Below are 24,808 nucleotides of genomic sequence, written 5' to 3'. Positions count from 1 at the left end.
TTCTTATTTACCTAGTGAAGCAAGCAGGTTCTGAGAAGATGCTGTCCATCCAAAGATACCGCCTTGCTGGTTGATCATGTGTATGGAATCTTCATGGTCTCTTGGATCAAATGCCGCTGAGCAATCTTCGAGCAGTAAGCATTCAAATCCACGGTCATTCGCTTCACGAATTGTTGTTTGCACACAGACATGTGTCGTTACGCCAGCGACAAGCAAGTGTGTAATGCCTTTATTTTTCAAAATCACTTCAAGGTCTGTTTGATAAAAAGCGCCTTTCCCAGGCTTGTCAATAACAATCTCACCTTCTAGCGGCTGTAGCTCATCTACAATATCATGTCCATATTCCCCTCGAATAAGAATCCTTCCCATTGGGCCTTCGTCACCGATGCCTGCACCTTGCTTGCTGCCGCGTTTCAGTTTGCTAGGCGGGCAATCCGATAAGTCTAGTCGATGCCCTTCACGAGTATAAATCACCATTATTCCTTTTTCGCGCGCTTCTTCTAGTACTTTTTGCACAGTAGGTATGATGGAGCGAGTTAGCGAAATATCATTCCCAAGCTTTTCGCCAAAGCCGCCAGGTGCACAAAAGTCACGCTGCATATCAATGATGACTAGAGCCGTTTTTTCTAACTCAAATTCAAAACTATAAGGTTTCGCATCTATTGTATATACTTTACTCATCTAAATATCCCCTTTCGAATGTATTCCAAAATATATGGATCTAAGTAGATATCCGTAATTTGTTTTTACAAGGATTCTTTTTTGAAGCGTAGTCATTATTTTGAGATAGTTAAAAATTTATAAATAAAGGAAGGATGATTAAATGTTTTCTTTAAAATAGATGAAGAACAGCGTTTACTAACTCTGCGCCAAGAAAGATTCCTATTACCCCAACAATTCCGATAAGCGGAGGAGCTGGAACTGGCAGCTTGATGAATTTAAATAATATGCCTACAAGTAAACCTCCTAATAAAGATAAGACTATCTGTAACATCTTAATTGCTCCTTTTACGTATAAAATTTTATTCAAAAACTAGGCAACCCATCAGGTACTCTTAAACTATTATGTACTGACCTTTCTCTTTTCTTTGAGGAATTTGAAAAGAGAATCCATTAGAACACCTCCTAAAAATATACCTACCATTCCAAATATTCCAACTAACGGAGGGGCAGGTAAAGGCAACTTAACTAATGAAAATAAAATGCCTACAATCAAACCACCTGCTAATGACAAAAGATAGTCACGCATACTAAACACTCCTTGTATACATAAGTCGTTACAGAAACCTATCAATAAAATCTTATTTCTATGAGGGATGTATATTGATTTCCCCATCCTTTAATACCTAAATAATAGCACTTGAAAGCGGTGTAATCATTGTAAGAAGTTGATATTAATTTCACTAATAATTGGCAACTTTCTACAATGAGGAACATCTTTCTTACAAAAAAAAGACATTGCCTTGTAGACAATGTCCAAAATGAATTCAATTGGGAGTTCCATGCTTACTCTTTTTTCAGTTGCAAATATTGATGCAATTGGTATGCTAATGCGATTTCTGTTAATTCAAATCCATTCTCCCCATCGATTCCAAGTTCTTTCAGCTTATTAATGCGGTAGCGCATTGTATTATAATGAACAAACATATCCTCTGCTGTTTTATGCATATTTGTATTGTTTTGTATATAGTATTTAAGGGTTTCTAAAAGATTGGTATTCTTCTTTTTATCATATTCGAACACTTTACCTAATTTTTCATTTACGAAGTCTTCCAAGATGAAAAGATTCTCAACATAATGAAAAAGACGGAACAATCCGATATCACTATAAAAATGCACATAGGATTGTTTATGTAAATTTTCTTTATACACTTTAAATACTAATGTTGAATTATCGTAGTACTCTTTTATTTGTTTAAAATGGTAAATTGTATCGGAAATGCTGACTCCAAGATTTCCGTATTTCTCGAATAGAGAGAGAATCATATACCCTAGATTATGAAGCTTTTGCCGAACATGTATTTCTGAAACGAGACTGATAAAACATACTAAAGAGTCATTAATGTATAACATCTTGCAATTTTCTATAGGTACATCGACAATTTTTGAAGCAGACCTTTCAATCAAACCTGAATCGAGCATTTTGTGGAATATTGCTAATTTCTTTTCGCTTTCTTTCTCACTTGTTTTAATGCTTAGCAAAACAAGGGGGAATTGCAAGTTCCATCTAAACACCTTCGCTTTTTCAATCATTTCGGTTTGGGAGGTATATTGATTATGAATGATGTCCCTGACAAAACTGCTTAAATGATTTCTTTCTTTTTGAAGCATTGTCTCCTCTGTTTGAAATAAAAAAGCGATGATAAAAGATGCCTGCTCGATAGCGATAATCATATTTTCTGTCAGATTTTTTTCTTTATCCAGTAATACGACCAAAAAGCCATATTCATTACCACTAGCGTAAATACACTGAATAAAAAGATCATTTTTTTCATAAATGTCTTTACCGACTTGCACAGAAAATGTATTCGTGTTCGAGTTTGAATTAGTTGGCTTGTGATGAACTATAATTTCGTGTTCTTTTTGTATAGACGACCCAACATAATCGAAATCATTGTTAAGAAGCAGAACAGGTGCGTTTACAAGACTAGCTATAGAATGAATGAACTTGTTTACTTCAGTGCCTTCCAATAATAACTCTAGCAATTGCTGATGCATCTTATTCCTGAATTCTAAAAGTGAGGTCTTTACGTCTAAAAACTTTGTTAGTACCTGATTGGCAAGTGTCGATAAGTTTGCATCATTAGGGAGTTTCAGCAATGGAATCCCAAGTTCATTTGCTTGCTTCACCATGATTTCTGGAATTTCAGCGACATATCTTCCTGGCTTAATGGCAATCCCTGCAAGATTCATTTCAGCCAATTTCGGAATCAATGTTTGAATAAGCGCTGGTTTATCCGCAACAGGATATAATGTGGTGAGCAGTAATCCGTTTTGATCGATATATGCGTAAATATCAGGAACTTCCATAAAATACACGTTTTCTACTCTGCGGCTCAAACCAGAATGGCCAGCAATCACTTCTACGTTTTCGAACCTCTCCATCTTCAATACATCACATATAGTAATAAACATATTATCACTCCAAACGAGGGCAGATTGTTCCCCTTTTTTTCGTTTTTTAGTTTACATGCTCTGTGTGACAATTTTATTATGGATGCGGTGATTACATGGAAAATGAATTCACCGCCCAGAATTTTTATTGAAATTTACCTTGTGAGAAACAAGATTTTTTTAATTATAACACGACTATGGAGACGGACCACGTTTCATCATGAATGGTGGTAAAGCTTGTTTTCTACTAAAAAATCTTTTTTTATTGTTGTCATTTTTATATAAAAAAATCCAAGATGCCTATCAAATAAGCCTCTTGGTCACTGCTGATTCTATTAAATTTAATTCGGTTTCTAGTACATTCACTAAATGCTCCCACTGTTTTACTAGTGAACTCCATTCAGCACAGAAAATGGCAAGTAAAGATATTCAAGTTTGATTAGCAATGCCATTCTTTTGAGAGTACCAAACTGCCATCCGCAGCCGCGGTAATGCAACCTTTTATCAAGGAGCAAAGACTTCTGGATTATCGTCTCGCCAGGCGCCTATGCAACCAATTAGACAGACCGTGTAGCTTCGCATGACCTTTTCGATTTCACTGTTCGCATATTCAATTACGATATTTACGCCTGACTTGCGCCATGCCAAAATTCGACCGGAAAATCCAGACCAGCTACATTCTTCATCCATTTCAGGTTGACCATATGCCTTTATCGACTGCTCTGGTGTTGAGCTCATCGTGACCCCCTTTGGAAGCTTTCCAGAAAACGGAGCTTTAATTCTGTCATCCGACCCAGGCGCAAGAAAATGTATGGCACCAATGATCCATTCGTCTTGATTTGTATAGTTGAGTCCAGTCAAATCATTTATTTTTGGTGGGCGATAAATATCGAAACGGATGGATGTTTTCACAGACCAGATAATATCGTCTTTGAAATAGCTGTTCGGAGAGGGCATTCTTTTGACACCGAATGATTGCAATAACGCTTGAACATTCCTGGGATTATACGGTCGGCCAAGCATTTCAATGAGTAGTTCAGCTGGTTCTTTCATGTGTATTTCTACTCCTTTCGCTTCTTTCAAGGGATACAACGTTCCTTGAAAGACCCTTTTCTGATAATACCTCCACTATCTCGTTATGCGGGGTGCAACCTATTCTACATTGTTTTCAATATCCCCTTCTTCAAGTATTCTGCCAAGTTATCTGCCCAGGTCATATACCATCAACCCTACACATCAGAAAATGAAAGTTTATTGCGATCTTTCATGGGAGTGGAAGAAGGATTATTTAACAACTTTATTATCTCTATACAATTTGAGTTCAAGAACATTCTTTAACTCTCGTGCCTACCTGTTTCTACTTCATGAAAAAAGCCTTAGGAGAAATTATCTCCAAAGGCTAGTTTTTTAGTTAATGTGAACCATTATAGGTTTTTCTTTTTGAAGCCAATTCCTTTTTATCCATTTACCACCCAATATTATATTATTTAAAGAACTGTTATTAGGATAGTGTGTCCTTAAAGTTTTTTCATAAATGCTCTCCTTTTTGTCACCTATAGTCGTTTTCCATATAAAGGAAAAAGCAACCAACTTCTTCGATTCCATTTAAAAAAATGGTCACTTTTTAGTCGGTTGCTCTTATTGTTATTGTTTTATGCTTGCTTTAAACGTTGATTTATCAACTACTCTTGAATAGCCGCTTCTAACGCAACAACGATCATGTCGTTGAATGTTGTTTGACGTTCTTCAGAAGTTGTTACTTCACCTGTTAGGATGTGGTCGCTTACTGTTAAGACAGAAAGAGCTTGACGGCCAAATTTCGCTGCTAATGTGTAAAGTGCTGCAGATTCCATTTCAACTGCTAATACACCATATTTAGCTAGCTTTTCATTTTGGTGTTCATCTGAGTAGAACAGGTCAGCTGTGAAGATGTTACCAACTTGAAGGCTTAAGCCTGCTTCTTTCCCAGCATTATACGCTTTTAATAATAGGTCGAAGTTTGCGATCGGTGCAAAGTCAATGTTGTTGCCCCAAATGATTTGATTCATACGAGAATCAGTTGTAGCACCTTGAGCTAAAATAACGTCACGTACTTTTACATCTTTTTGAATTGCACCACAAGTACCTACACGAATTAATTTTTGTACATCATATTCTTGCATTAACTCTGTTGCGTAAATAGAAATGGAAGGCACACCCATACCAGTACCTTGTACAGAAATACGTTTACCTTTATACGTACCTGTATAACCAAACATATTGCGCACTTCGTTATAGCAAGTAACATCTTCTAAAAATGTTTCGGCAATGTATTTTGCACGTAGTGGATCTCCCGGAAGTAAAATAGTGTCAGCGATTTCGCCTTTTTTTGCATTAATATGAATACTCATACTGCAATCCCTCTTTTCTGTCAGTTATCAATATAAATAATACTTTGTTTCACGTATTTACGCAATGCTAGACGTCTAGCAACTCTAAAAGAAAGAATAATTAGAGTATTCTAATATTAGCGACCTTGTTCAATATATAAATCCCATAATTCATCAAACACATCTGTTTTTAAGTTATCTGTTGCATATGTTTCGATATATGTAGATAGCTCATCAAAATCTATGCTTTGTTTAGGGAAGTTATGTTCATGAAATACTTCTTCAGCAAAGCGAACTTTAGCATCCGACCAGTCTCCTCCACGGAATGTTAGTACATATAAATAAAAGCTCTTTTTCATAATTGAAAAGTGCCCTCCTCTTGTCATTTTTACTTTCCGCTAGTTTATCAAAAAAAATACATTTCGTCATAAAATGGACTATATTTTTATTTAAGTAATTTTTCCTAGTAAGTAAATTACGTAAAGTCTTTTTCACCTTATTAGACTTTTGACATGCAAAAATATTACGCTTTTTTATCTGAAAAATGAAAATTTTGTGAATTTAAGATAGAATTTTTTAGTATTATACGCTAGAATTGTATACAATACTGCAAAAATTAGGAAGGTGATGGCGATGAAAAACAAGAAAAAATCAAGTAAACCAACGAGAAAACGCCCGTCTCTCTTAGATTCTAGCTTTTTTAAAAGAAAGAAAGCTATTGATTCTAACGCTAGTAGGCATAATCTCCCTCCTACTACAGAAAAACGACAACGTTTTTATCATTTAATTCGCGGCAAAGTACTTATTATTTTCTCTCTTCTTATTTTTATTACCGCCGCAATGGGTATATTGTCGTACAACAATATAACGAATCTTCAACAGCAAATGAAAGATTTTACTGAGAAGAATGTACAGGAGCAACTTACCGTTAATCAGCTAGCCTATGAAATTGCTAGATTAACAAACTTAGAACAAGCCTATATAATTACGGGAAATGGTAGTTATTCTACTTCTTACAAAATGAAAATCGATTCTATCAATAAAAAAATAGCTGCTTTACAACAAAAATTTGCAGACCGCCAAGTTGAGCTTGGCCATATACAAGCAATCGGTCAATATTATAAAAATTACCTTGAGTACTCGAAAAAGGTCATGACGATGCGTGATGAGCTTGGGCTAGAACAAGCACGTAAGCTGATGATTGAAGGTACAGGTGAAACAATGAAATTGCATATTGACCAAAATATTGAAGCCATCAACAGTGTCATGGATAAATCCAATAAAGCTAAACTTAATACGTTGAATAAGCAGGTTACTTTGTCAAATAGTACTTTCTTAATTATTTCAATCATCGGTCTTATAGCAATCATTATTTTTGGCTTTATGCTATTTAAATCATTGAAAAACAATACACGAGCGATTAACCACTCCATTCTTGATATAGCCCAAGCTGGTGGTGATTTAACAAGGCGTGTCCATGTACGTAATAACGATGAATTTTCTATTATTGCTAACTCTACGAATACCCTTATCATTTCTATTTCAAACCTTATTAAACGTGTTAGCGAACTGGCTGATCACGTATCAAGCAGTAGCCAAGAGTTGATGACATTAGCGGATGATAATGCTCGTACAATTCAAAATATAGCGGATGCTAGTGCAGATATAGCGAGTGATAGTGAAAATACAATCAATAGTATGAATAGTGCACAACAAAAGATGAGTGATTTAGATCATTCCATGCATCAATTAAACGAGCAAGCGAATGCAGTTCAACGTGCATCACTTGCCATGCAACAAGCGGCAGATGAAGGTAGTCGTTCAGTTCAGCAATCTACATTAGTTATGCAATCTATTGAAGAAACAATAGCTTCTACTGCCACAACAATTGAAGCACTTGGTCGTAAATCAGCAAATATTACATCGATAATTGGTACTATTACAGCCATCTCAGAGCAAACAAATTTACTTGCATTGAATGCGGCAATTGAAGCTGCTCGTGCTGGAGAGCATGGTCGTGGCTTTGCTGTAGTAGCCGATGAAGTACGCAAACTCGCTGAGCAATCACAAACTGCTGCAAAAGAAGTAACAACAATTGTAACGTCCATACAGGATGAGGTAGCATCAATAATTACACAAAATCATGATGGTGTCACAACTGTTATACGTGGAGTCGAAGTGACAAATGAAACAAACCAGTCATTGTCTAATATTTTAATGCACACAAAAGAAACGACTACAATTATTGCGACAATGGTTGAAAAAATTGCGCAAACACTTGATTACAGTAATGCTGTAGCAAATGATTTCGTGCATATTAACGCTTATGCTGAACAAACCGCTTCCAATACGGTGATGTCTGCTGCAGCTGCTACGCAAGGTTCTGCATCCATGCAGGAAATTAATGCAGCCGCTACGGAATTAGCCCATCAAGCAGATAGTTTACGCAATGTCGTCGGTGCATTCAAAATTTAACAAAAAAAGAATGTCTCTTTTCTATAGAGGCATTCTTTTTTTGCAAATATTGCCCTCAAAACAAGATTGAGACAAATAAAAAAAGTGTTAGATTGTTTACAATCAATCTAACACTTTTTTGCAGTGCCCTTTGTCCACTACGCACGCCTTTCTGATAGTTTACAGGCGATTCGCAGGCTTCTATCGGCGATTTTACCTAAGTTTACCGTAACTCGCTTACGTCCACAGATTTATTACTTAAATAATGATAAATATTCCGCGTAGCCTTCTTTTTCTAAATCACCTTTAGGAATAAAACGAAGTGATGCAGAGTTAATGCAATAGCGTAGGCCACCTAATTCTGCAGGTCCGTCTGGAAAGACATGTCCTAAATGAGAGTCCGCGTCCTTGCTTCGTACTTCTACACGGCGCATGCCATGGGATGTATCAAAGTGCTCCGTCACTTGTTCGTTTGCAATCGGTTTTGAGAAAGCAGGCCAACCACAGCCTGAGTTGAATTTATCGTGCGAGCTAAATAATGGCTTGCCCGAAACAATATCTACATAAATACCTTCTTCAAAATGTTGATCATATTCATTTCGGAATGGTGGCTCAGTGCCATTTTCCTGAGTTACATAGTACTGCATATCTGTTAGGTGTTTTAATCGTTGTTCTTTATTCATTTTCTATGCCCCCAGTGTTGTTCTTGAAATGCTTTTCGACCAGATCCCACTGCATAGCGTTCATAATGCATTGGATTTTTTTTATAATAATATTGGTGGTAGTCCTCAGCAGCATAAAATGTACTTGCAGGTAAAACTTTCACTGCAATCGGTTTATCAAATTTACCTGAAGCCTCTAAATCAGCCTTCGAACGTTCCGCTAATTCTTGTTGTTCTTCATCATGGTAAAAAATGGCAGTAGTGTAGGATTGTCCACGATCATAAAATTGTCCACCTGCATCTGTTGGATCAATTAACGTCCAAAATGTAGCTAATAATTGCTCATATGAATAAATATCATCATCAAACGTAATTTGAACCGCTTCTACATGACCTGTAGTTTCCGAACATACTTGTTCATATGTTGGATTTTCCACATGTCCACCTGTGTAACCAGAAACTACAGCTTCAATGCCAGGTGTTTCATCGAAAGGCTTAACCATACACCAAAAACAGCCGCCTGCAAATGTTGCCTTTTTCATTGCCATATATATCACTCCTTATTCTCCAGGGACAATAATTTCCAATAAAATTTTATCGTTTGGTAAGTCTAATTCCTTCGCACGTACACGAGAACCTGAAGCTATATTAACTCGTGATAAATCAATATAAATTTCAGCCTTATTCGGATTCACTGTAATCCACGAAGGGAAATCCACCGAATCTCTCATTATTTTCATTGTCGTCTCTGGTGGAATATTTAATAGCCCTACATTCATCCCTGTTTGCTTTAAAATAATATTACCCTTGTCATCGACAATTGGCTCAAAATTCATTGAAATTGGGATTTCAGTATAAAAAACCGTTAACTTACTGCGTAATTCAATATCATCCCCAATGGTAAAATCCAATGGGAGTGGCGAACCTTTTGCGCTGTCCTTTAAATATTTCTTTGTAATTGACTCTAATTCTTTCGTTGTCGTTTGGACAACTAAAACATTGCCTGTTATTTCAGTATCTTTGTCTGAGCTCTTTGCTAAATCATATCCATCAACTGGTTTCGTTGCTAAATAAACGACGAGGAGGATTGAAAAAAGAACCATACCTGCTAACGCAAAAAATGCGAATTTCCATTTATTCATTTAGTCACTCCTCGAAGCCTATTTCCTTATTAATTTTCTGTTCCATTTTACATTGCTCCATTGTAGCTAATATTCGCTCAGTCATTTTATCATAGCCTTTTGCATTAGGATGAAAAAAATCTGTATGATAGACAAGTTCTTGATTCGAATCAAACAAGTCTTCAACTGAGACATAACAAGCATTTGAATCTTTACTTGCGATTTTTTTTATGACACTATTCCATTCAGTAATAATTGTATCAAATTCATTTGCCTCGTTTGTAACAATCGAAAAAGGATTATAAAAGCCAATGAGCAATAAAGGCACGGTAGGATTTTTTGCCCTTATACCATCAATAATTTTCGTATAACGATTCTCATAAGTTAATAATTCCTTGTCAAACGCATCTCGTTTTAAATTAAACAGATCCTGTTTGACTACTTTCATTACATCGTTTCCACCCATAGTTAATGAAATAAGCTGTGCTTGTTGCAGCTCTTCATCATAATGCCCTTTTTTTATTAATTTTAATAGCTGATCGCTCCGTCTTCCTCTTTTTCCGCGATTATCAACATCGACTTCTGAAATCGAAGTCCAAGCTTGCATTGAATCTGCTAATCTTCCAACATAACCGTCTTGACTATACTCATCCCCGACACCATCTGTTAATGAATCTCCAAGTGCCAAGTAATGTAGTTGCTTTGCGTTATCATCATCAATTTGCCGTAAATCCTCTTCTGAAGGTTCAAAAAAATGTTCAAAAATTTGCGTCAATACATTACTAGAAGGTTTTGCCTCCTCTTCTGCTTGTTGCTCATCCTGTCTCATATCTTGCTCCGTCTCTGCCTGCTCACTATCTTGGTCTGCAGGCGCAATCGGTTCATCTATTGATATTGCACAACCACTTAGTACTAAGACGATCAAACATGACAAAATAATTCGCCAGATGCCCATTTGACCACCTTCCATCATTTACTGTTAGTTCTATTATAAATAGTTGTCGCTACAATGAAAAGTGACGACGCTTCAGTTTATCAAGAAAAATCCAAGCATTATCATCACATTACCTGTATACAATTTTTACAACTTGCTACGAAAAGCGTTAAAAAGCTACTACAATTACTTATGTAGCAGCTCTTGTTAATTATTCTGAAAAATAAATAAAACCAATTGCACCTGGTCCAGTATGTGTAGAAATAATTGGTGAAGTAAAAGCAATCTCAACATCATTAAAGCCTGTTCCTTCAATTAGCTCTTTTAATGGACCACCCATTGTAATCAAACCGTCGGCATGTGAAATACCTACAGCCTTAACTGTTTTACCAGCAGTATCTGCTTGGAATTGTTTGAATAAGTAGTTTACAACCTGTTTATGACTGCGAACTTTCGATACAGGGTTATATGCCCCTCCCTCTAGGTTTGCAATTACTTTAATATTTAGCAAAGAACCGATAAATCCTGTCCCTTTACCAATTCGGCCGCCTTTAATTAAATTTTCTAGTGTGTCAACAATTACATATAAATGTGTATTGTCACGCACCTTGTCTAAACGTGTGACGATTTCCTCAACAGATGCTCCAGCATCGCGCATCTTTATCGCTTCTCTCAATTGGATAGCAAGCCCAATTGCGATAAAACGAGAATCAATAACCGTTACATCAGCATCTGTCATTTGAGCAGCCTGTCGAGCAGATTCAACTGTCCCACTCATTCCACCTGTCATATGAATAGAAAGTATTTGGTCCCCATCTTTGCCAAGTTCGTCATATAGTTCTTTAAATTTCCCTGGTGCTGGTTGCGAACTTTTCGGCAGTTCTTTAGCATTCTTCATCAGACCTAAAAAAGGCTGTGGATCTAAATCTACTCCATCTATATATGTTTTCCCATCAATTTGAATTGTTAACGGTACTATATGTATACCGTGTTGCTCTACTTCTTCTTTTGTTAAATCACAAGTTGAGTCCGTTACTATATGAATTCGTCCCACTTCGACACATCCTTTAACATCATTGAAATTAATTATATAGACTAATGTTTCCATATGTAAACATGACATTTGTCATTTCAAGTGTCTATTTCAAGTCTTTTCAATTGCACTTCCTTCGATACTATAGCCTTTTTCCACTAAATTTGTCTAACAATTTCCTCTAAAATTCGACATGACATTTTAGATAAGTAAATATGTGACAAATGTAAATAGTAAGAAGCACATTATTGGGCTATAGTAAATACAGAACGAAGGGAGTGTTGTATATGGTGGATTCATTTGACTATAAAACATGGAAGGAAGAATTGTGGAATGCCATTACTCACGGTATAGGCTTACTTGCAAGTATTCCAGCACTTGTTATTTTAATATTAACTGCTGTCCAAAATGGAAGTGCATTGTATATTACATCATTTAGCATTTTTGGTGCCTCTGTTATCATCTTATTTCTAATGTCAACATTACTCCATAGTATGCCTGAAAAATACAAGTATTTTTTCGCTATTCTTGACCATTCTTCTATCTATATTTTAATTGCGGGGACCTACACACCGTTTTTATTAATCGCAATTGGTGGAACATTAGGGGTCACTTTATTGTGTGTTATTTGGACACTTGCTTTACTAGGTGTTGTATTTAAATGTTTTTTTATTAATCGCTTTGAAATACTTTCGCTCATTTTTTATATTGGTATGGGCTGGCTTATTATCTTTGCCATTAAGCCGATTTATTTTTTCTTAGGAAGTAATGGCTTTGGTTTCTTATTAGCTGGCGGTCTTTTCTATACATTTGGTGCTATTTTTTACGCTTGGCGTAGCCTCCCTTATAATCATACAATTTGGCATCTGTTTGTGTTAGCTGGATGTGGCTCGATGTATGCCTGTATTTATTTTTATTTATAATTTAAAAAATATGTATTTGTAACGCAACAAAGCACACGGCATAAGCAAATCCGTGTGCTTTTTTCTTCATTGAGCTTAAAACAATCTAATTAATCTTTACGTTCAAAAATTTGATATTGAAATGTGTAACCTTCTGGTGCTGTTACAGGTTGTTGTGACGAGACGAGCACAAATTCCTCTTCATATTTAGGGAAATATGTATCCCCTTTAAAGGAATGATTAATTTTTGTAGCATAAATTCGATCTGTGATGTCCATTGACAATCTAAAAATTTGTTCGCCACCGATAATCATGATTTCAGGCACATCACCTGCTATAGAAAGTGCTTCGTCGAGACTAGTTACTACTTCAATACCCTCAGCACGATAGTTGGCATCACGTGTAATTACGATGTTACGTCGCCCAGGTAACGGTCTACCAATCGATTCAAATGTTTTCCGTCCCATTATCATTGGTTTGCCCATCGTTTTTTCCTTAAAATACTGTAAATCACCTGGTAAATGCCACGGCATCCCATTTTCATATCCAATGACATGGTTATTATCATGCGCTACTATTAATGAAATCATCATTACCCTCCAAGTTATATCATTCATCCTATTATAAACATAATTTTACTTTACTATCGGAATATTTCTGCTCATTTTTAAAATAAATTTCTTCTTCGATCTTAAATCATAGTAAATTTATAAGAATAGTTTATAATGAAAGATAACAATAAAAATTTTTAAAGGATGATGTTATGACACGTTTAACCAATGAGGCTGTTTGCTATATTCAAGCGATGGATTGTAAACCACATTATTATGAACAATCACCACAGGAAGCAAGAGTTATGCGCGCAGTACCAACTTGGCAATCTGTCCATATGCCTGTGCTCGCATCTATCGAGAATCGAAAAATACGTATGCGAGATGGACACGAGATTAATATCCGCGTTTACATTCCCGAACATACAGAAAAATTACCTGTTATTATTTATTATCATGGTGGTGGATGGGTCTTTGGCAATTTAGAGTCCTCGGATGCGGGTTGTCAGTTATTGGCTGACAAAGCGCATGCTATTGTCGTATCCGTAGATTATCGTTTAGCACCTGAACACCCCTTCCCTATCCCACTAAACGACGCATATGATGGGTTACTGTGGGTTTATAACAACATAACAGCGTTCGGTGGTGATAACACGCGATTAATAGTAGCTGGTGATAGTGCTGGGGGAAATCTAGCAACAATTGTTTCCTACTTAGCAGCGATCTTAGATGGTCCAATTATTTCTGCACAAGCGCTAATTTATCCTGTTACAAACCTTGATTTTACGACGGCTTCTTATAGTTCTTACGGAGAACATTTTGGTTTAGATAAGCAAGGAATGCAATGGTTTGCTGAGCATTATACAGAGGCCAATAATTTTAACAATCCACTTGTTTCACCTATGTATATTGAAAACCTTGGTGTACTTCCAAAAACAATAATCATTGCGGCTGAAGCAGATGTACTTTACGACGAAGGTCTGACTTACGCTCAAAAATTAACTGAAGCGGGCGTTTACGTTAAGCATGTCCATATGGCAGGTTTAATTCATAGTTATTTTAGTAAAATGGAGTTTTTTGAGGCTGCTACAATGGAGACAGTTGAAAAAATTGCGACATTCGTGAAATAAGTTTGTGTAATGCTACTAAACAATGCGATAATAGAGCAAAATGTTTTTTAAAGGATGACAACATGACACAAACGATTGCATTACAAATTAATAATCAATATGCAGGCCCATTGAAAAAAGGCTACCCACTAATCTCAAAAGAAGCAGTTGATACACGAAAACTGCCTGCTGAGGAAGGTGCGCTACTTCGACTACTAGATATTCATAATCGATTTATCGGCACAGGCTATTATGGTATTCAAAATAAAGGCATCGGCTGGCTGTTAACTACTGATGTTAATGAAGAAATTGACAAGGCGTTTTTTGCAAAAAAAATAAGCAAGGCGCTACAAAATCGCGAGACATTCTTTAATAACCCTGATACAACGGCATTTCGTGCTTTTAACGGCGAAGGTGATGGAATTGGTGGCATGACAATCGACTTCTTCGAAGGCTATTATATGGTGAGCTGGTATAGTGCAGGTATTTATTCATTTAAAGAAGCCATTTATGAGGCACTTGCAGAAACAGTCAACTTTAAAGCCATTTATGAGAAAAAACGTTTTGATAGTAAAGGGCAATATATTGAACAGGACGATTTTGTTATGGGTACACCTGGTGAATTCCCACTTATCGTGAAGGAAAATGGTATGAACTATGCTGTACATTTAAATGATGGTGCCATGACTGGTATTTTCCTCGACCAACGTGAAGTGCGACTTGCCATCCGTGAACGCTATTCTCAACATAAAACCGTGTTAAATACATTTTCTTATACAGGTGCTTTCTCTGTGGCAGCAGCACTTGGTGGTGCAACAAAAACTACGAGTGTCGATGTAGCCAAACGGAGTTTAGCGAAAACAATCGAGCAATTTAGTGTCAATAATATTGACTATGAGGCACAGGACATTAAAGTAATGGATGTATTTCATTATTTCAAATATGCACAGCGTCATCAGTTAAAATTCGACCTAGTTGTATTAGATCCGCCTAGCTTTGCGCGAACAAAACAAATGACGTTTTCAACTGCAAAGGATTATCCAAAGTTATTAAAGGATACAATTGCTATTACCGAAAAAAATGGTATTATTGTTGCGTCTACAAACAATGCAAGCTTTGGCATGAAAAAGTTCAAAGGCTTTATTGACCAAGCGTTTAAAGAAACAAATACGCGTTATAAAATCGTTGAGGAATACGGTTTACCAAAGGATTTCCGCGTGCCACGTGAACATCCTGAATTCAATTACTTAAAAGTTGTTTTTATTGAAAAATTAAACTAAAAAAGAGCGACTTACATCAAGTCACTATTAGACTGTAGACAAAGTCGAGTTATTCAACTTTGTCTACTTTTTTTGAAGCAAGTATCCATTACTTTGTTAAAAAAACAAAAATATAACCTAAAAACATTAGGATAAAAAAACTTAAGAATGTGATGATATTCCCTATAATTAAAATTTTAGATTTAACGCATGCAGCTAAGACAATACCTATGCCTGATAATACAAACGTGAAAATCCATAAAGTTGATGCTTTTTGAAACACAATATTCGGTACCCAAAGTAATAAAGAAATAATAATCGTACTTACAGCTAATGCTTTCACCATTTTAACCATTCCTTATTTCAACGGATTACATAAGTTTTTATTAAAATATATTTTTATCGCAGAAGCAATTAGTTTTTCTTTAAGTCCCATTCTATGAAAATTTCTATCTATATAAGCGACAAGCTCCCAATCACATGAACAGCTAAAATACCCTTTATCTTCATAGCACATATCATGTATTTGACAACCTCTATCTAATACATCTTGTGGAGGGCCAGAACCATGTCCAGGACCACACCAATTCCCCCAAATAGGTAACCCTTTTCTTGTAATCATTGTAGTGTTTGCTTGATAGTTAGCGTAACTCTTACTAATGTGATTCACCATCAAACTAATTTCAATATATTCCTCTGCTAAGCCATCTAATTTTACTTTTTCAATATTAACAAACGGTTTTCCGTCCTCATAATAAATATAAGATTCTAACTGTTCACCAGCATTTAAAAGATCTTTATCTGTCAAAGATGACTCTTCTCCTGTCGTTGCAAAAACTTTTGTACCATCCCCAAAAAAGAGTGAAGAAACTAAAACTGACATTGCAACAAAGGACAAACCTATTTTTTTCATCTAATCTTAACCCCTTTCGATATTTTATTAGGTAAAATACCATTATTATGGCTCATCAAAAGGCTAGACTGGGATATTAGAATGTTAGCTGTTCGAGTAAAATCTGGATGCTCATGGAAAACGCCTAGCGAAAATGGAGGACAAAACTTAGAGTTATGAAAATGAACCATTATGATAGTATTTAACCACATGATTATATTTTTATTTTAATAACTGAACTAAAAATTCTCAATAATAGAAACATCAAAAACTACACTAAAAAAGAGTAACTCCGCTAGAGTCACTCTTTCTTTGATTCACTGTTAATGTGCCTTTACTGTTGGCAGTTCATGATTTCTTGGTCTTACTGCTTTATACCATTGCAAACAAAGGATAAAAATTATTATGGCATCAATTACATCTCCACCATAGTACATAACCATACTTCCGATTTCTGCTTGTTCTATCGGAACTCCTTTAGGAGGTTGAGCATAAATATACTTAGACAATATTCCATGTCCTGCTAATGCAATAATTAAGACAATGGCCCTGTATATAAAGGATTTCCTGTGATTTACAGAATCAAAATAGATAATAGAAATTGTAAATAGATAGCCTGCTATGAATACATGGAAATGGACAAATAGATGTATTAGACTATTGTCGTGCATTAATGAATATAGGTTAGTCGTGTACAATATCCAAAGACCACCGATATTCAGTAAGGAAGTGATTATTGGATGCGTAAGTATCCTTGCAGGCCAACTTTTTAGAATACTTGAAAGTTTCCGCGCTAATCGGGTGCTTAAAGTTCTAAGTAATAGGGTCATTGGTGCGGCGAGAGCAATAAGTAACGGTGCTAGCATACCCAAAAGTAAATGGCTAAACATATGTGCTGTAAAATCTATCGTAGCACGATTCGCTAAAGGACCCACAACAGCAAGAATCGCCAATAAAACCCCTAAAATAAAGCTTGCAATACGATAATGGGGCCATTTTTTATATTTACGATTCGTCATCACTGCGGCCAAAATATACAATAATAATATAGTAATAAATACAATAAGAAAAATTAGTTGAGGATGTATTATTCCGAAAAGATTTTGACTATGACTACCCTCGGCTATTTGATGATGGTTAGCGCTCATTAGTAATAGCCTCTGCTTTTATTTTGTTGTTGCTAGTGCGAACGGTAAGATAAAGTCCTATAATGAGGATAATAGCTGCAATGACATTCCAAATGATATCGTAGATGATGACATTTTCTACATACCTAATCTGGTGTATTCGCATTAGTTTATGTTGAATAATCCCATCATATAATTGGAAGCCGCCTGCTCCTAGCATCAAACCACCCATCCATCTCTTCAACCAAAAACCACTTTTACGACGAATATCTGCAAGTAAAAATAATCCTGCGATAGTTGCAAACCAACTAATCGCATGGAATATCCCATCAGAAATTAAGCCAATATCCGTTGTCGACTTATCATAAAAATGATGCCAGCGAAATAGTTGATGAAAAATAGTCTCGTCTATAAAAGCTACTAGACCTATCCCAAATAAAAACCCTGACAGTAAATTACGACTTACATAAACTTGTTTGTTTTTATGAGCGTTTATTGTCGTCATTTCTTCGCCCCCTATTTTTAGATTGCCGTCCTTATCTTTCCCTATTTTTGATTATTTTAATCTAATTTACAATTCGCTCAGACTTATACTTCCCCATAAAAACATTAAACTGCACAACTAAATGCTGTCTTGGCTCATATTGTTTACCATTTGAAAAAGAGCTAGCATTTAGCTAGCTCTCTTCTTCGTATATGCAGAAATTCCACATCATCTCTATTAAGCTGTGAAACTTATGTTCTAAGCAGAAATAAACTAAGTTGAATCACTTTCCCTTTAATGCTTGCCAATATTCGGCGCTATTTGTTCTACGATAAAACTTATAGAAAGGTTCATTTGGGCGGGCATGTTTCTGATACAGCTCAATGATTTGTTTTAGAAAGCTTTCTATTTTTTGTACTGACACCCTTTTAGCAAATAGTGTACCCGCCTTTGCATGGGCCCCCATCGGCACGGCGCCTAAGTAAACATCGAAGCTATCCTTTTGATAAACAAGTCCAATATCATCATATACAGCATTATAGCAGGCAGACGCACAGCCATTAATATTTAACCGTAGTCTAGACGGTACAGTTTCTTCCTGTAGTGCTTCGTATAGTTGTTCTGTTATTTCAGCCGCATCCATTTTATCCCCATCACAAAAATCACAAGCTTTTATCGCGACGATGGGACCTTGCTTAGCAATATATAAGCCCACTGCTTGAAGCTCATTGATAATTTCCTTTACTTTTTTAGTTGGGACAGATAAAAGAATACTATAGGAAGCTGAATATTTAATTGCGCCACTTTCACCGACAATCTCTGCAATTTTTTGAAATTGAGCTGGTGTATAATGCTTATTGATAATACCTGGACTTACTGCAAGGCGTGTAAAGTTTCCATTAACATTTAGTTTTTCAAATGTTCGATCTGGTATATTCGAATGAAAGGCATTCATCATTTGTGCTCCTTATGAAAAAGAGCTAGCAAATAGCTAGCTCTTTTGATTGTTATTTAAAAGTTTTCAGGATAAAAACCTTTTGCTAAAATTTCAATAGCTTCTGCAGCTCGAACCCCTTCTGAAGCGGCTGAAAGTGGTAAAATGACAAAGCGCTCATTTTTCACAGCATTTGTTTCTTTTAATGCTGGGTCACTTTTCAGGAATTTAATTTTGTCTTCTGCAGTTTGGGAACCATAATCAATTACGACAATCACTTCAGGATTGCGTTCAACAGTTTCTTCTTTCGAAACTGTTGTCCAGCCCGATTCGACATCGCCAAAAATGTTTTGACCGCCCGCGACTGTGACAAGTTCATCCATAAAGTTTTGTGCCGCTGTAAAAACTTCCTTATCCCCACTATCGTAAACTAAAACACGTAATTCTTTATCCTCTTTTGGTAACTTTGCACGTACAGCATCAACATCATTTGTCATCTGTTCAATCAATGCTTCACCGCGCTCTTCCACACGGAAGATTTTTGCGATATTACGGATATCCGTAAAAATATCGTCTAATGTTGGTTTTGTAATACTTGAAGAAGTATGTAAATAGGTGTGAATACCAAGTGCCTCTAATTCTTCTGGTGTACCGACACCCTTTTCACTAAAACCACTTTTCCACCCAGCGTATAAAAAATCTGCTTCACTATCAATGACTTGTTCCTTTGTCGGGTATTGCTCAGCTATCACTGGTACTTTATCGTAAGCTGCTTGTAAAGGTTCGTAAATTTTATCATCTAAATAGGCAGTACCCACCATTGAATCTTCTAAGCCTAGTGCAAGCATTATTTCTGTGACGTGTTGATTTAAGCTAATCGCTTTTTTCGGTGCATCTTTATAAACTTGCGTCGTCTCATTATTTTCAATGGTTACTTCTTTTGCTCCTGTTTGTGCTGGTTCGATGTTTTCACTTTGTGAATCATTTTTTGCACTACATGCCCCTAAAATACTTAATAGTGCAATGGCAAGAACTAACCACATGCCTTTCCATTTCTTCATGTTTGTTTCTCCTTTAGTTTGTAATTTTTCATTATATAGTAAGAAATCAAAGACTTCTTAGCTACTGATCATGGGCTATTCTTGACTTTTCTTAATATAAATTGAAAACTCATCATGCTACTATTCTTCAAAAAGACACAAAAAAACCCTCTTGCTTCCAAGAGGGCGACATAGTGAAAAAACAATGGTTAATGAACCAATCACTATTCCCATCCTCGTGGTATTAAGTAAAAAATACATATTGGCAGGTATCCTGGCTTAGGTTCAACATTTATACGTCTTCCCATAGTTAAACTACAGTGACTGTTGTATAAACTCCCCATTTACAGTTGCGGGACAGCATCGGATTTACACCGATTTCCCTTTTAAGCAAATGGCAAAAACCATTTGCACCAATATATAGCAGTATTAAGTTATAAAAATAGCCTAGCAGAACTAGTTTTTGTTTTCAATCACACAAAAAAATCCATAACTAATAATTATGAATTATTTACTACTATTTTAACATGAACGAGCACTATTAAACACGAAATGTTTTTTAGCTGAATCTGTTACAATGAGCGTATAGGAAAAATAGAAATGAGGATTTTTTATGTATAAAACGATTGGTGTGCTCGCACATGTCGATGCAGGAAAAACAACCTTTTGTGAACAACTACTCTTCCACACGAATAGTATTCAAACGCGCGGAAGAGTCGATCATCAAGATACTTTTTTGGATAATCATTCAATCGAGCAAGCTCGTGGCATTACCATCTTTGCCGAACAAGGGCGGATGGAAATTGGAAGTGATATCTATACGTTAATAGATACGCCTGGGCATGTCGACTTTTCACCTGAAATGGAACGCGCAATTCGTGTAATGGATTACGCCATCATTATCGTAAGCGCTGTAGAAGGTGTACAAGCTCATACTGAAACAGTGTGGCAATTGCTACGCCAATATAACGTACCAACCTTCTTCTTTATAAATAAGATAGATCGTGAGGGTGCTGATGTGGGTGCCGTTATGGGACAGCTTCAAAAAGAATGTTCGGAGCACGTACTTTTAATCGACGATCCATTGTGTGCAGATTACGTACCAAACCACATTGCTGAGTGGCTAGCTGAGCGTGATGAACAACTATTCGATGCCTTTTTGACAGAAACTCTCGATGCACAAACATGCCTATTGCAGTTACAAAAGTTCATTAAACAAGAGCAAGCATTTCCTTGCTTTACTGGTGCTGCATTAAAGGATATTGGAATAAAAGAATTTTTATCACAGCTACCCCTACTTACAGAAACGCAATTCGACCATCAACGACCATTTCAAGGTGAAGTATTTAAAATCCGTCATGATGGCATGCAACGTTTAACCTTTATCAAAGCTTTAGAAGGAACTTTACATACACGCCAAGACTTTACATTTGGTGATATGACTGAAAAAGTAACTGAAATCCGCTTATATAATGGAAGTCGTTTTGTCACAACACAAAAAGTGCAAGCTGGAGAAATTTTCGCTGTAAAGGGGCTAAGTCTAGCAAAAATCGGTGATATTTTAGGTAGTACACTGACTCCTCAACCATATGAGCTAGTGCCGACTTTACAAGCTAAAGTACAGTATGATGGGCAGCAGCATATAAAGGAAGTATTACAAGTATTCCGTTTGCTCGAAGCCGAGGAACCGTCGATGCGCGTCGTATGGCATGAGAAGTTCCAAGAAATCCATGTACATATTATGGGTGTTATTCAGCTTGAAGTGCTTGCTGAAGTGTTAAAAAATCGATTTTCACTTACTATTACTTTTGGTGAACCTAAAATTTTATATATGGAAACAATTGCAACAACTGTAACAGGATACGGTCATTTTGAGCCGTTAAAACATTATGCAGAGGTACACCTATTAATGGAGCCAAATATTCGAGGTACAGGAAACACGTTTGTTAACGCTTGTCATGCTGATGATTTATCAGTTGGCAATCAACGACTAATTGAAAAACATCTATTTGAGCGAGAGCATCACGGTCTTTTAACAGGCTCCCCCGTTACGGATATACGCTTCACCCTTTTGACAGGACGTGCCCATATCAAACATACAGAGGGAGGCGATTTCCGCGAAGCAACTTTCCGTGCACTTCGACAAGGGTTGGAACAAGCTGAAAATATCGTACTTGAACCATATTATCGCTTCAAATTAAAAGCATCGAATGAATTTATCGGTCGTATGATGAACGATATCCAGCAAGCAGACGGTACATTTGATGCACCCGTCTTAACAGAGGAACAAGTAACATTAACAGGACGCGTTCCTGTTGCAACATTTATGCATTATAGTACTACTTTCGCTGCTTACACGAATGGCAAAGGATCAATATCGTTACAATTTGATGGCTATGATAAATGCCATAATAGTGAAGAAGTAATAGCGCACATCAATTACAATAAACAGGCAGATCCCGACTATTCATCGTCTAGTATTTTTTGTGCGAAAGGTAAGGGCTATTCAGTTCCTTGGTATGACGCAAAAGAAGCGATGCATTGCTTGTAATTAAGCAACTACACACATTTCTATAGCACCACAGCTCTTTTTAGTGGTTTATCGGCGTTTTCAATGGTGCTATCGGCGATTCCTAGGCTTTTACCGGCGTTTTCAAAAGTTATCCGCAATATCTATCAATATTATTCTCCATAAAAATAACTGAAGGCATCGAGAACATCTCGATGCCTTTTATATTTCCTATAAAGCTTTCTTTACTTTCGCAACAAAGCTATTTGCCGATTCCACAATTACATAACCATTACTATTCGTAAAATCAACAAGAACCGTGCCAGGTTTACTCTTTAAAATTTGTAATTGCTCGATCAGTTGAAGCAATAATTGATGACCATTGCCTCGTGGGTGCCAATTTAAATGATAGTCATTTAATTCTTTCACACTTTCAAGAAAGTGTTCGTATTCATATTTTACATATTTTGTTAAATCTAATATTTTATTAGTATCTTGATTTGTATGAACGACTAACGATAAATCTTCTAAATAAGTAATATAAAAACGCATAACCATTGAGCATAGTAAATCATTGACTCGCGCAGCACTTAAAATCGGTTTCGGCTCTATATTCAGCCTATCTAAATTTGGTTTTGCACGAATCGAATCAATACGTGTTATTAAATGATACGCCTCACCATTGACCTCATAAACAATTGGATTTGTTGGCATGTACATCATAAAGCCGTTCTTTTTCGTTTTGAGCTCGTCCGCCACGCTTGCTTTAGCAAAAAGGCATCCCTCATATACCTCATTTTGAATCCAAATGATATCTTTGTTAAAGAATATTTGATTAAATAAACGATCGTTACGAATAAGTCCTGATGCTAAAAACTGATCGACAAGAGCTTCAATGACCATTCTAGTTTTAGGCTGCTTGGCAACTTCAACGCGTGATAGTTTACAAATCTTCATATCTACATATTGCTTTTCTTGTGTTGTACATACATGAATATTCGTCATACGTGCACCTCAGTTCGTACATATTTTCAAAACAAATGTTGCGATCACATAAAAATACGGATTTCCTGCTTTGAGAGGAAATCCGTCGTTCAGCTAATCATTATCATTCATCAAGCAGCATCAAACAATGTACCAATGGGAGATATTTGGATTTGGCTCGATGCCGTATATCCTTATTTCCTTTGGTATTGGTCGTTTGACGTACTGTGACGAACAGAACATTCTGCTTTGTCAACATGCCACCTCCTATTCCTCGTAGGGTTATGGTGTGTACTCGTAACAGGCAGGTCTCCTGACTTATGGTCACAGCTTCTTTTCCCTTCCCGTCATTTAACAGTGGTATATGAAAAGAAAGCTCACATTTACAGTTGCGGGACAGTGTCGGACTCGCACCGACTTCCCTTTTCAGTAAATTGCACGCAATTTACACCTATTACTACACGCTATTTTGTTGTGATAAATAGTAAACTCACTAGTATACTATTAAATCATATTGTAAAGTAATGGAATTTTAAAGTCAATCAACAGAAAACGGTATCTAATTGTTTTCGGCTGCGAAAAAACGAAATATTATTCACCTTCCATCGCTTGGAATAGCTTTTGTGCATAGCTATCAGTGAAATGAAATCCATCATGTTCCTTGTGCTGTTCATCGACAATTTCGCCAGCTCTCATTACATATATCCGTTCACTTAAATAAGAAACAGCTTTTAAATCATGCGAAATAAATAAAATAGCCATGTTTCTTTCTTTATTTAACGTCATTAATAAATCAATAATTTCTCGCTGAATTAAACGATCTAAGCTTGAAACAATTTCATCGCACACTATCAATTTCGGTTCCACAAGAATTGAGCGTAATAAATTTACTCTTTGCTTCTCACCACCACTAAGTTCAGAGGGCAAAGCATGTAAAACATCGTTTGATAACTTAACTTTTGCAAGCATCGTTTGTAAATAGCTGTCCGTCACCAAATTTTGATGTTGCAATGGCTCTCTTAATAGTTGCTTGACTGTCCACATAGGGTTTAGAGCATTACTTGCATTTTGGAATATAATTTGGCAATTTTCATAAAAGGACTTTCGATTTTTCTTAGTGATGTGTTGTTGTTGAAAATGGACAGTCCCTTTATTAGCTGACTCTAGCTGCATAATGACTTTCGCTAAAGTACTTTTACCGCTTCCACTCTCTCCAACTAGACCGACGATTTCACCTTCTCCTACAGAAAGATTTATATTTGCTAATACTTGCTGGCCTGCTCGAAAGCTTTTACTTATATTTTCAACCTGAAGCAATACATATACGCCT

General features: G+C 36.3%; 26 protein-coding genes and 2 riboswitches. Of the genes, 5 read left to right on the top strand and 21 right to left on the bottom strand.

From position 1 onward, the window contains the following. Nucleotides 1–3: 3 nt before the first annotated feature. From ACIQ1H_RS05775 to ACIQ1H_RS05745, 7 genes are all read right to left on the bottom strand, one after another. Nucleotides 4–681 (bottom strand): cysteine hydrolase family protein, encoded by a 678-nt coding sequence (locus ACIQ1H_RS05775; protein WP_402887206.1) that lies wholly within the window; start codon nucleotides 679–681, stop codon nucleotides 4–6. Between the two features lie 151 nt (nucleotides 682–832). After that, on the bottom strand, nucleotides 833–994 hold the full coding sequence (locus ACIQ1H_RS05770; RefSeq protein ID WP_402887204.1) for a DUF1427 family protein: 162 nt from the start codon (nucleotides 992–994) through the stop codon (nucleotides 833–835). Nucleotides 995–1,063: 69 nt separating this feature from the next. Beyond that, complete coding sequence (locus tag ACIQ1H_RS05765) at nucleotides 1,064–1,249, bottom strand: XapX domain-containing protein (RefSeq protein WP_402887202.1); 186 nt, start codon at nucleotides 1,247–1,249, stop codon at nucleotides 1,064–1,066. A gap of 257 nt (nucleotides 1,250–1,506) precedes the next feature. Then, nucleotides 1,507–3,135: a PucR family transcriptional regulator gene (locus ACIQ1H_RS05760; RefSeq protein WP_402887200.1), complete on the bottom strand. Its 1,629-nt coding sequence runs from the start codon at nucleotides 3,133–3,135 to the stop codon at nucleotides 1,507–1,509. 483 nt (nucleotides 3,136–3,618) lie between these two features. Then, nucleotides 3,619–4,167 (bottom strand): hypothetical protein, encoded by a 549-nt coding sequence (locus ACIQ1H_RS05755; protein ID WP_402887198.1) that lies wholly within the window; start codon nucleotides 4,165–4,167, stop codon nucleotides 3,619–3,621. Nucleotides 4,168–4,796: 629 nt separating this feature from the next. Further along, complete coding sequence (deoD, locus tag ACIQ1H_RS05750) at nucleotides 4,797–5,504, bottom strand: purine-nucleoside phosphorylase (protein WP_402887196.1); 708 nt, start codon at nucleotides 5,502–5,504, stop codon at nucleotides 4,797–4,799. Nucleotides 5,505–5,620: 116 nt separating this feature from the next. Next, entirely contained in the window at nucleotides 5,621–5,842 is a 222-nt protein-coding gene (locus ACIQ1H_RS05745; protein WP_337981148.1) for a YozE family protein, read from the bottom strand. A 274-nt stretch (nucleotides 5,843–6,116) separates the two neighbouring features. Here ACIQ1H_RS05745 and ACIQ1H_RS05740 point away from each other — a divergent pair, with 274 nt between their 5' ends. Then, the gene (locus ACIQ1H_RS05740; protein WP_402887195.1) at nucleotides 6,117–7,958 is read left to right on the top strand and encodes a methyl-accepting chemotaxis protein; all 1,842 of its coding nucleotides are present in this window, start codon (nucleotides 6,117–6,119) and stop codon (nucleotides 7,956–7,958) included. 233 nt (nucleotides 7,959–8,191) lie between these two features. Here the strand turns inward: ACIQ1H_RS05740 and msrB are convergent, their stop codons facing one another. From msrB to ACIQ1H_RS05715, 5 genes are all read right to left on the bottom strand, one after another. Continuing rightward, on the bottom strand, nucleotides 8,192–8,620 hold the full coding sequence (gene msrB / locus ACIQ1H_RS05735; RefSeq protein WP_402887193.1) for a peptide-methionine (R)-S-oxide reductase MsrB: 429 nt from the start codon (nucleotides 8,618–8,620) through the stop codon (nucleotides 8,192–8,194). Beyond that, nucleotides 8,617–9,147 carry a peptide-methionine (S)-S-oxide reductase MsrA gene (gene msrA, locus ACIQ1H_RS05730; protein ID WP_402887191.1) on the bottom strand — a complete coding sequence of 177 codons (531 nt, stop codon included), beginning with the start codon at nucleotides 9,145–9,147 and terminating at the stop codon, nucleotides 8,617–8,619. Before msrA ends, msrB begins: the two co-directional genes overlap by 4 nt. A 12-nt stretch (nucleotides 9,148–9,159) precedes the next feature. Beyond that, complete coding sequence (locus ACIQ1H_RS05725) at nucleotides 9,160–9,741, bottom strand: YpmS family protein (protein WP_172771605.1); 582 nt, start codon at nucleotides 9,739–9,741, stop codon at nucleotides 9,160–9,162. Nucleotides 9,742–9,745: 4 nt separating this feature from the next. Then, complete coding sequence (locus tag ACIQ1H_RS05720) at nucleotides 9,746–10,675, bottom strand: GDSL-type esterase/lipase family protein (protein ID WP_402887188.1); 930 nt, start codon at nucleotides 10,673–10,675, stop codon at nucleotides 9,746–9,748. A gap of 190 nt (nucleotides 10,676–10,865) precedes the next feature. After that, nucleotides 10,866–11,708, bottom strand: a complete 843-nt coding sequence (locus tag ACIQ1H_RS05715; RefSeq protein ID WP_402887186.1) for a DegV family protein — start codon at nucleotides 11,706–11,708, stop codon at nucleotides 10,866–10,868. Nucleotides 11,709–11,974: 266 nt separating this feature from the next. Between ACIQ1H_RS05715 and trhA the strand changes: the two genes are divergently transcribed. Continuing rightward, entirely contained in the window at nucleotides 11,975–12,610 is a 636-nt protein-coding gene (gene trhA, locus ACIQ1H_RS05710; RefSeq protein ID WP_172771607.1) for a PAQR family membrane homeostasis protein TrhA, read from the top strand. Between the two features lie 89 nt (nucleotides 12,611–12,699). Here the strand turns inward: trhA and ACIQ1H_RS05705 are convergent, their stop codons facing one another. Beyond that, on the bottom strand, nucleotides 12,700–13,179 hold the full coding sequence (locus tag ACIQ1H_RS05705) for a dihydrofolate reductase (RefSeq protein ID WP_172771608.1): 480 nt from the start codon (nucleotides 13,177–13,179) through the stop codon (nucleotides 12,700–12,702). 173 nt (nucleotides 13,180–13,352) lie between these two features. Here ACIQ1H_RS05705 and ACIQ1H_RS05700 point away from each other — a divergent pair, with 173 nt between their 5' ends. Both ACIQ1H_RS05700 and ACIQ1H_RS05695 read left to right on the top strand, forming a co-directional pair. Further along, nucleotides 13,353–14,270 (top strand): alpha/beta hydrolase, encoded by a 918-nt coding sequence (locus ACIQ1H_RS05700; protein ID WP_402887183.1) that lies wholly within the window; start codon nucleotides 13,353–13,355, stop codon nucleotides 14,268–14,270. A 62-nt stretch (nucleotides 14,271–14,332) separates the two neighbouring features. Then, nucleotides 14,333–15,529, top strand: a complete 1,197-nt coding sequence (locus tag ACIQ1H_RS05695) for a class I SAM-dependent rRNA methyltransferase (protein WP_402887181.1) — start codon at nucleotides 14,333–14,335, stop codon at nucleotides 15,527–15,529. Between the two features lie 88 nt (nucleotides 15,530–15,617). On the opposite strand, the gene ACIQ1H_RS05690 is transcribed toward ACIQ1H_RS05695, so the two are convergent. From ACIQ1H_RS05690 to ACIQ1H_RS05665, 6 genes are all read right to left on the bottom strand, one after another. Continuing rightward, complete coding sequence (locus tag ACIQ1H_RS05690; protein WP_402887179.1) at nucleotides 15,618–15,854, bottom strand: hypothetical protein; 237 nt, start codon at nucleotides 15,852–15,854, stop codon at nucleotides 15,618–15,620. A gap of 12 nt (nucleotides 15,855–15,866) precedes the next feature. Continuing rightward, the gene (locus tag ACIQ1H_RS05685; protein WP_402887178.1) at nucleotides 15,867–16,421 is read right to left on the bottom strand and encodes a phospholipase A2 family protein; all 555 of its coding nucleotides are present in this window, start codon (nucleotides 16,419–16,421) and stop codon (nucleotides 15,867–15,869) included. A gap of 302 nt (nucleotides 16,422–16,723) precedes the next feature. Then, complete coding sequence (locus tag ACIQ1H_RS05680; protein ID WP_402887176.1) at nucleotides 16,724–17,548, bottom strand: cytochrome c oxidase assembly protein; 825 nt, start codon at nucleotides 17,546–17,548, stop codon at nucleotides 16,724–16,726. Then, nucleotides 17,538–18,032 (bottom strand): DUF2243 domain-containing protein, encoded by a 495-nt coding sequence (locus ACIQ1H_RS05675; RefSeq protein WP_402887174.1) that lies wholly within the window; start codon nucleotides 18,030–18,032, stop codon nucleotides 17,538–17,540. Before ACIQ1H_RS05675 ends, ACIQ1H_RS05680 begins: the two co-directional genes overlap by 11 nt. Nucleotides 18,033–18,294: 262 nt before the next feature. Then, a complete protein-coding gene (locus ACIQ1H_RS05670; protein ID WP_402887172.1) occupies nucleotides 18,295–18,969 on the bottom strand; it encodes a precorrin-3B methylase in 675 nt (224 codons plus the stop codon). Between the two features lie 53 nt (nucleotides 18,970–19,022). Then, nucleotides 19,023–20,006, bottom strand: coding sequence for an ABC transporter substrate-binding protein (locus ACIQ1H_RS05665; RefSeq protein WP_402887170.1), 984 nt, complete (start codon nucleotides 20,004–20,006; stop codon nucleotides 19,023–19,025). A 226-nt stretch (nucleotides 20,007–20,232) separates the two neighbouring features. After that, nucleotides 20,233–20,418, bottom strand: a riboswitch (cobalamin riboswitch). Between the two features lie 180 nt (nucleotides 20,419–20,598). Between ACIQ1H_RS05665 and ACIQ1H_RS05660 the strand changes: the two genes are divergently transcribed. Beyond that, nucleotides 20,599–22,536: a GTP-binding protein gene (locus ACIQ1H_RS05660; RefSeq protein ID WP_402887168.1), complete on the top strand. Its 1,938-nt coding sequence runs from the start codon at nucleotides 20,599–20,601 to the stop codon at nucleotides 22,534–22,536. A gap of 189 nt (nucleotides 22,537–22,725) precedes the next feature. Here the strand turns inward: ACIQ1H_RS05660 and ACIQ1H_RS05655 are convergent, their stop codons facing one another. Further along, nucleotides 22,726–23,499, bottom strand: coding sequence for a hypothetical protein (locus ACIQ1H_RS05655; protein ID WP_402887166.1), 774 nt, complete (start codon nucleotides 23,497–23,499; stop codon nucleotides 22,726–22,728). Nucleotides 23,500–23,764: 265 nt separating this feature from the next. Further along, nucleotides 23,765–23,948: riboswitch (cobalamin riboswitch) on the bottom strand. A 121-nt stretch (nucleotides 23,949–24,069) separates the two neighbouring features. Further along, nucleotides 24,070–24,795 (bottom strand): ABC transporter ATP-binding protein, encoded by a 726-nt coding sequence (locus tag ACIQ1H_RS05650; protein WP_402887165.1) that lies wholly within the window; start codon nucleotides 24,793–24,795, stop codon nucleotides 24,070–24,072. Nucleotides 24,796–24,808 lie beyond the last annotated feature (13 nt).

The sequence above is a fragment of the Lysinibacillus sp. NPDC097279 genome (assembly GCF_044761745.1).
Taxonomy (GTDB): domain Bacteria; phylum Bacillota; class Bacilli; order Bacillales_A; family Planococcaceae; genus Lysinibacillus.
The sequence above is the reverse complement of the archived record's forward strand: the minus strand, read 5'-3'. Positions and strand labels throughout refer to the sequence as shown.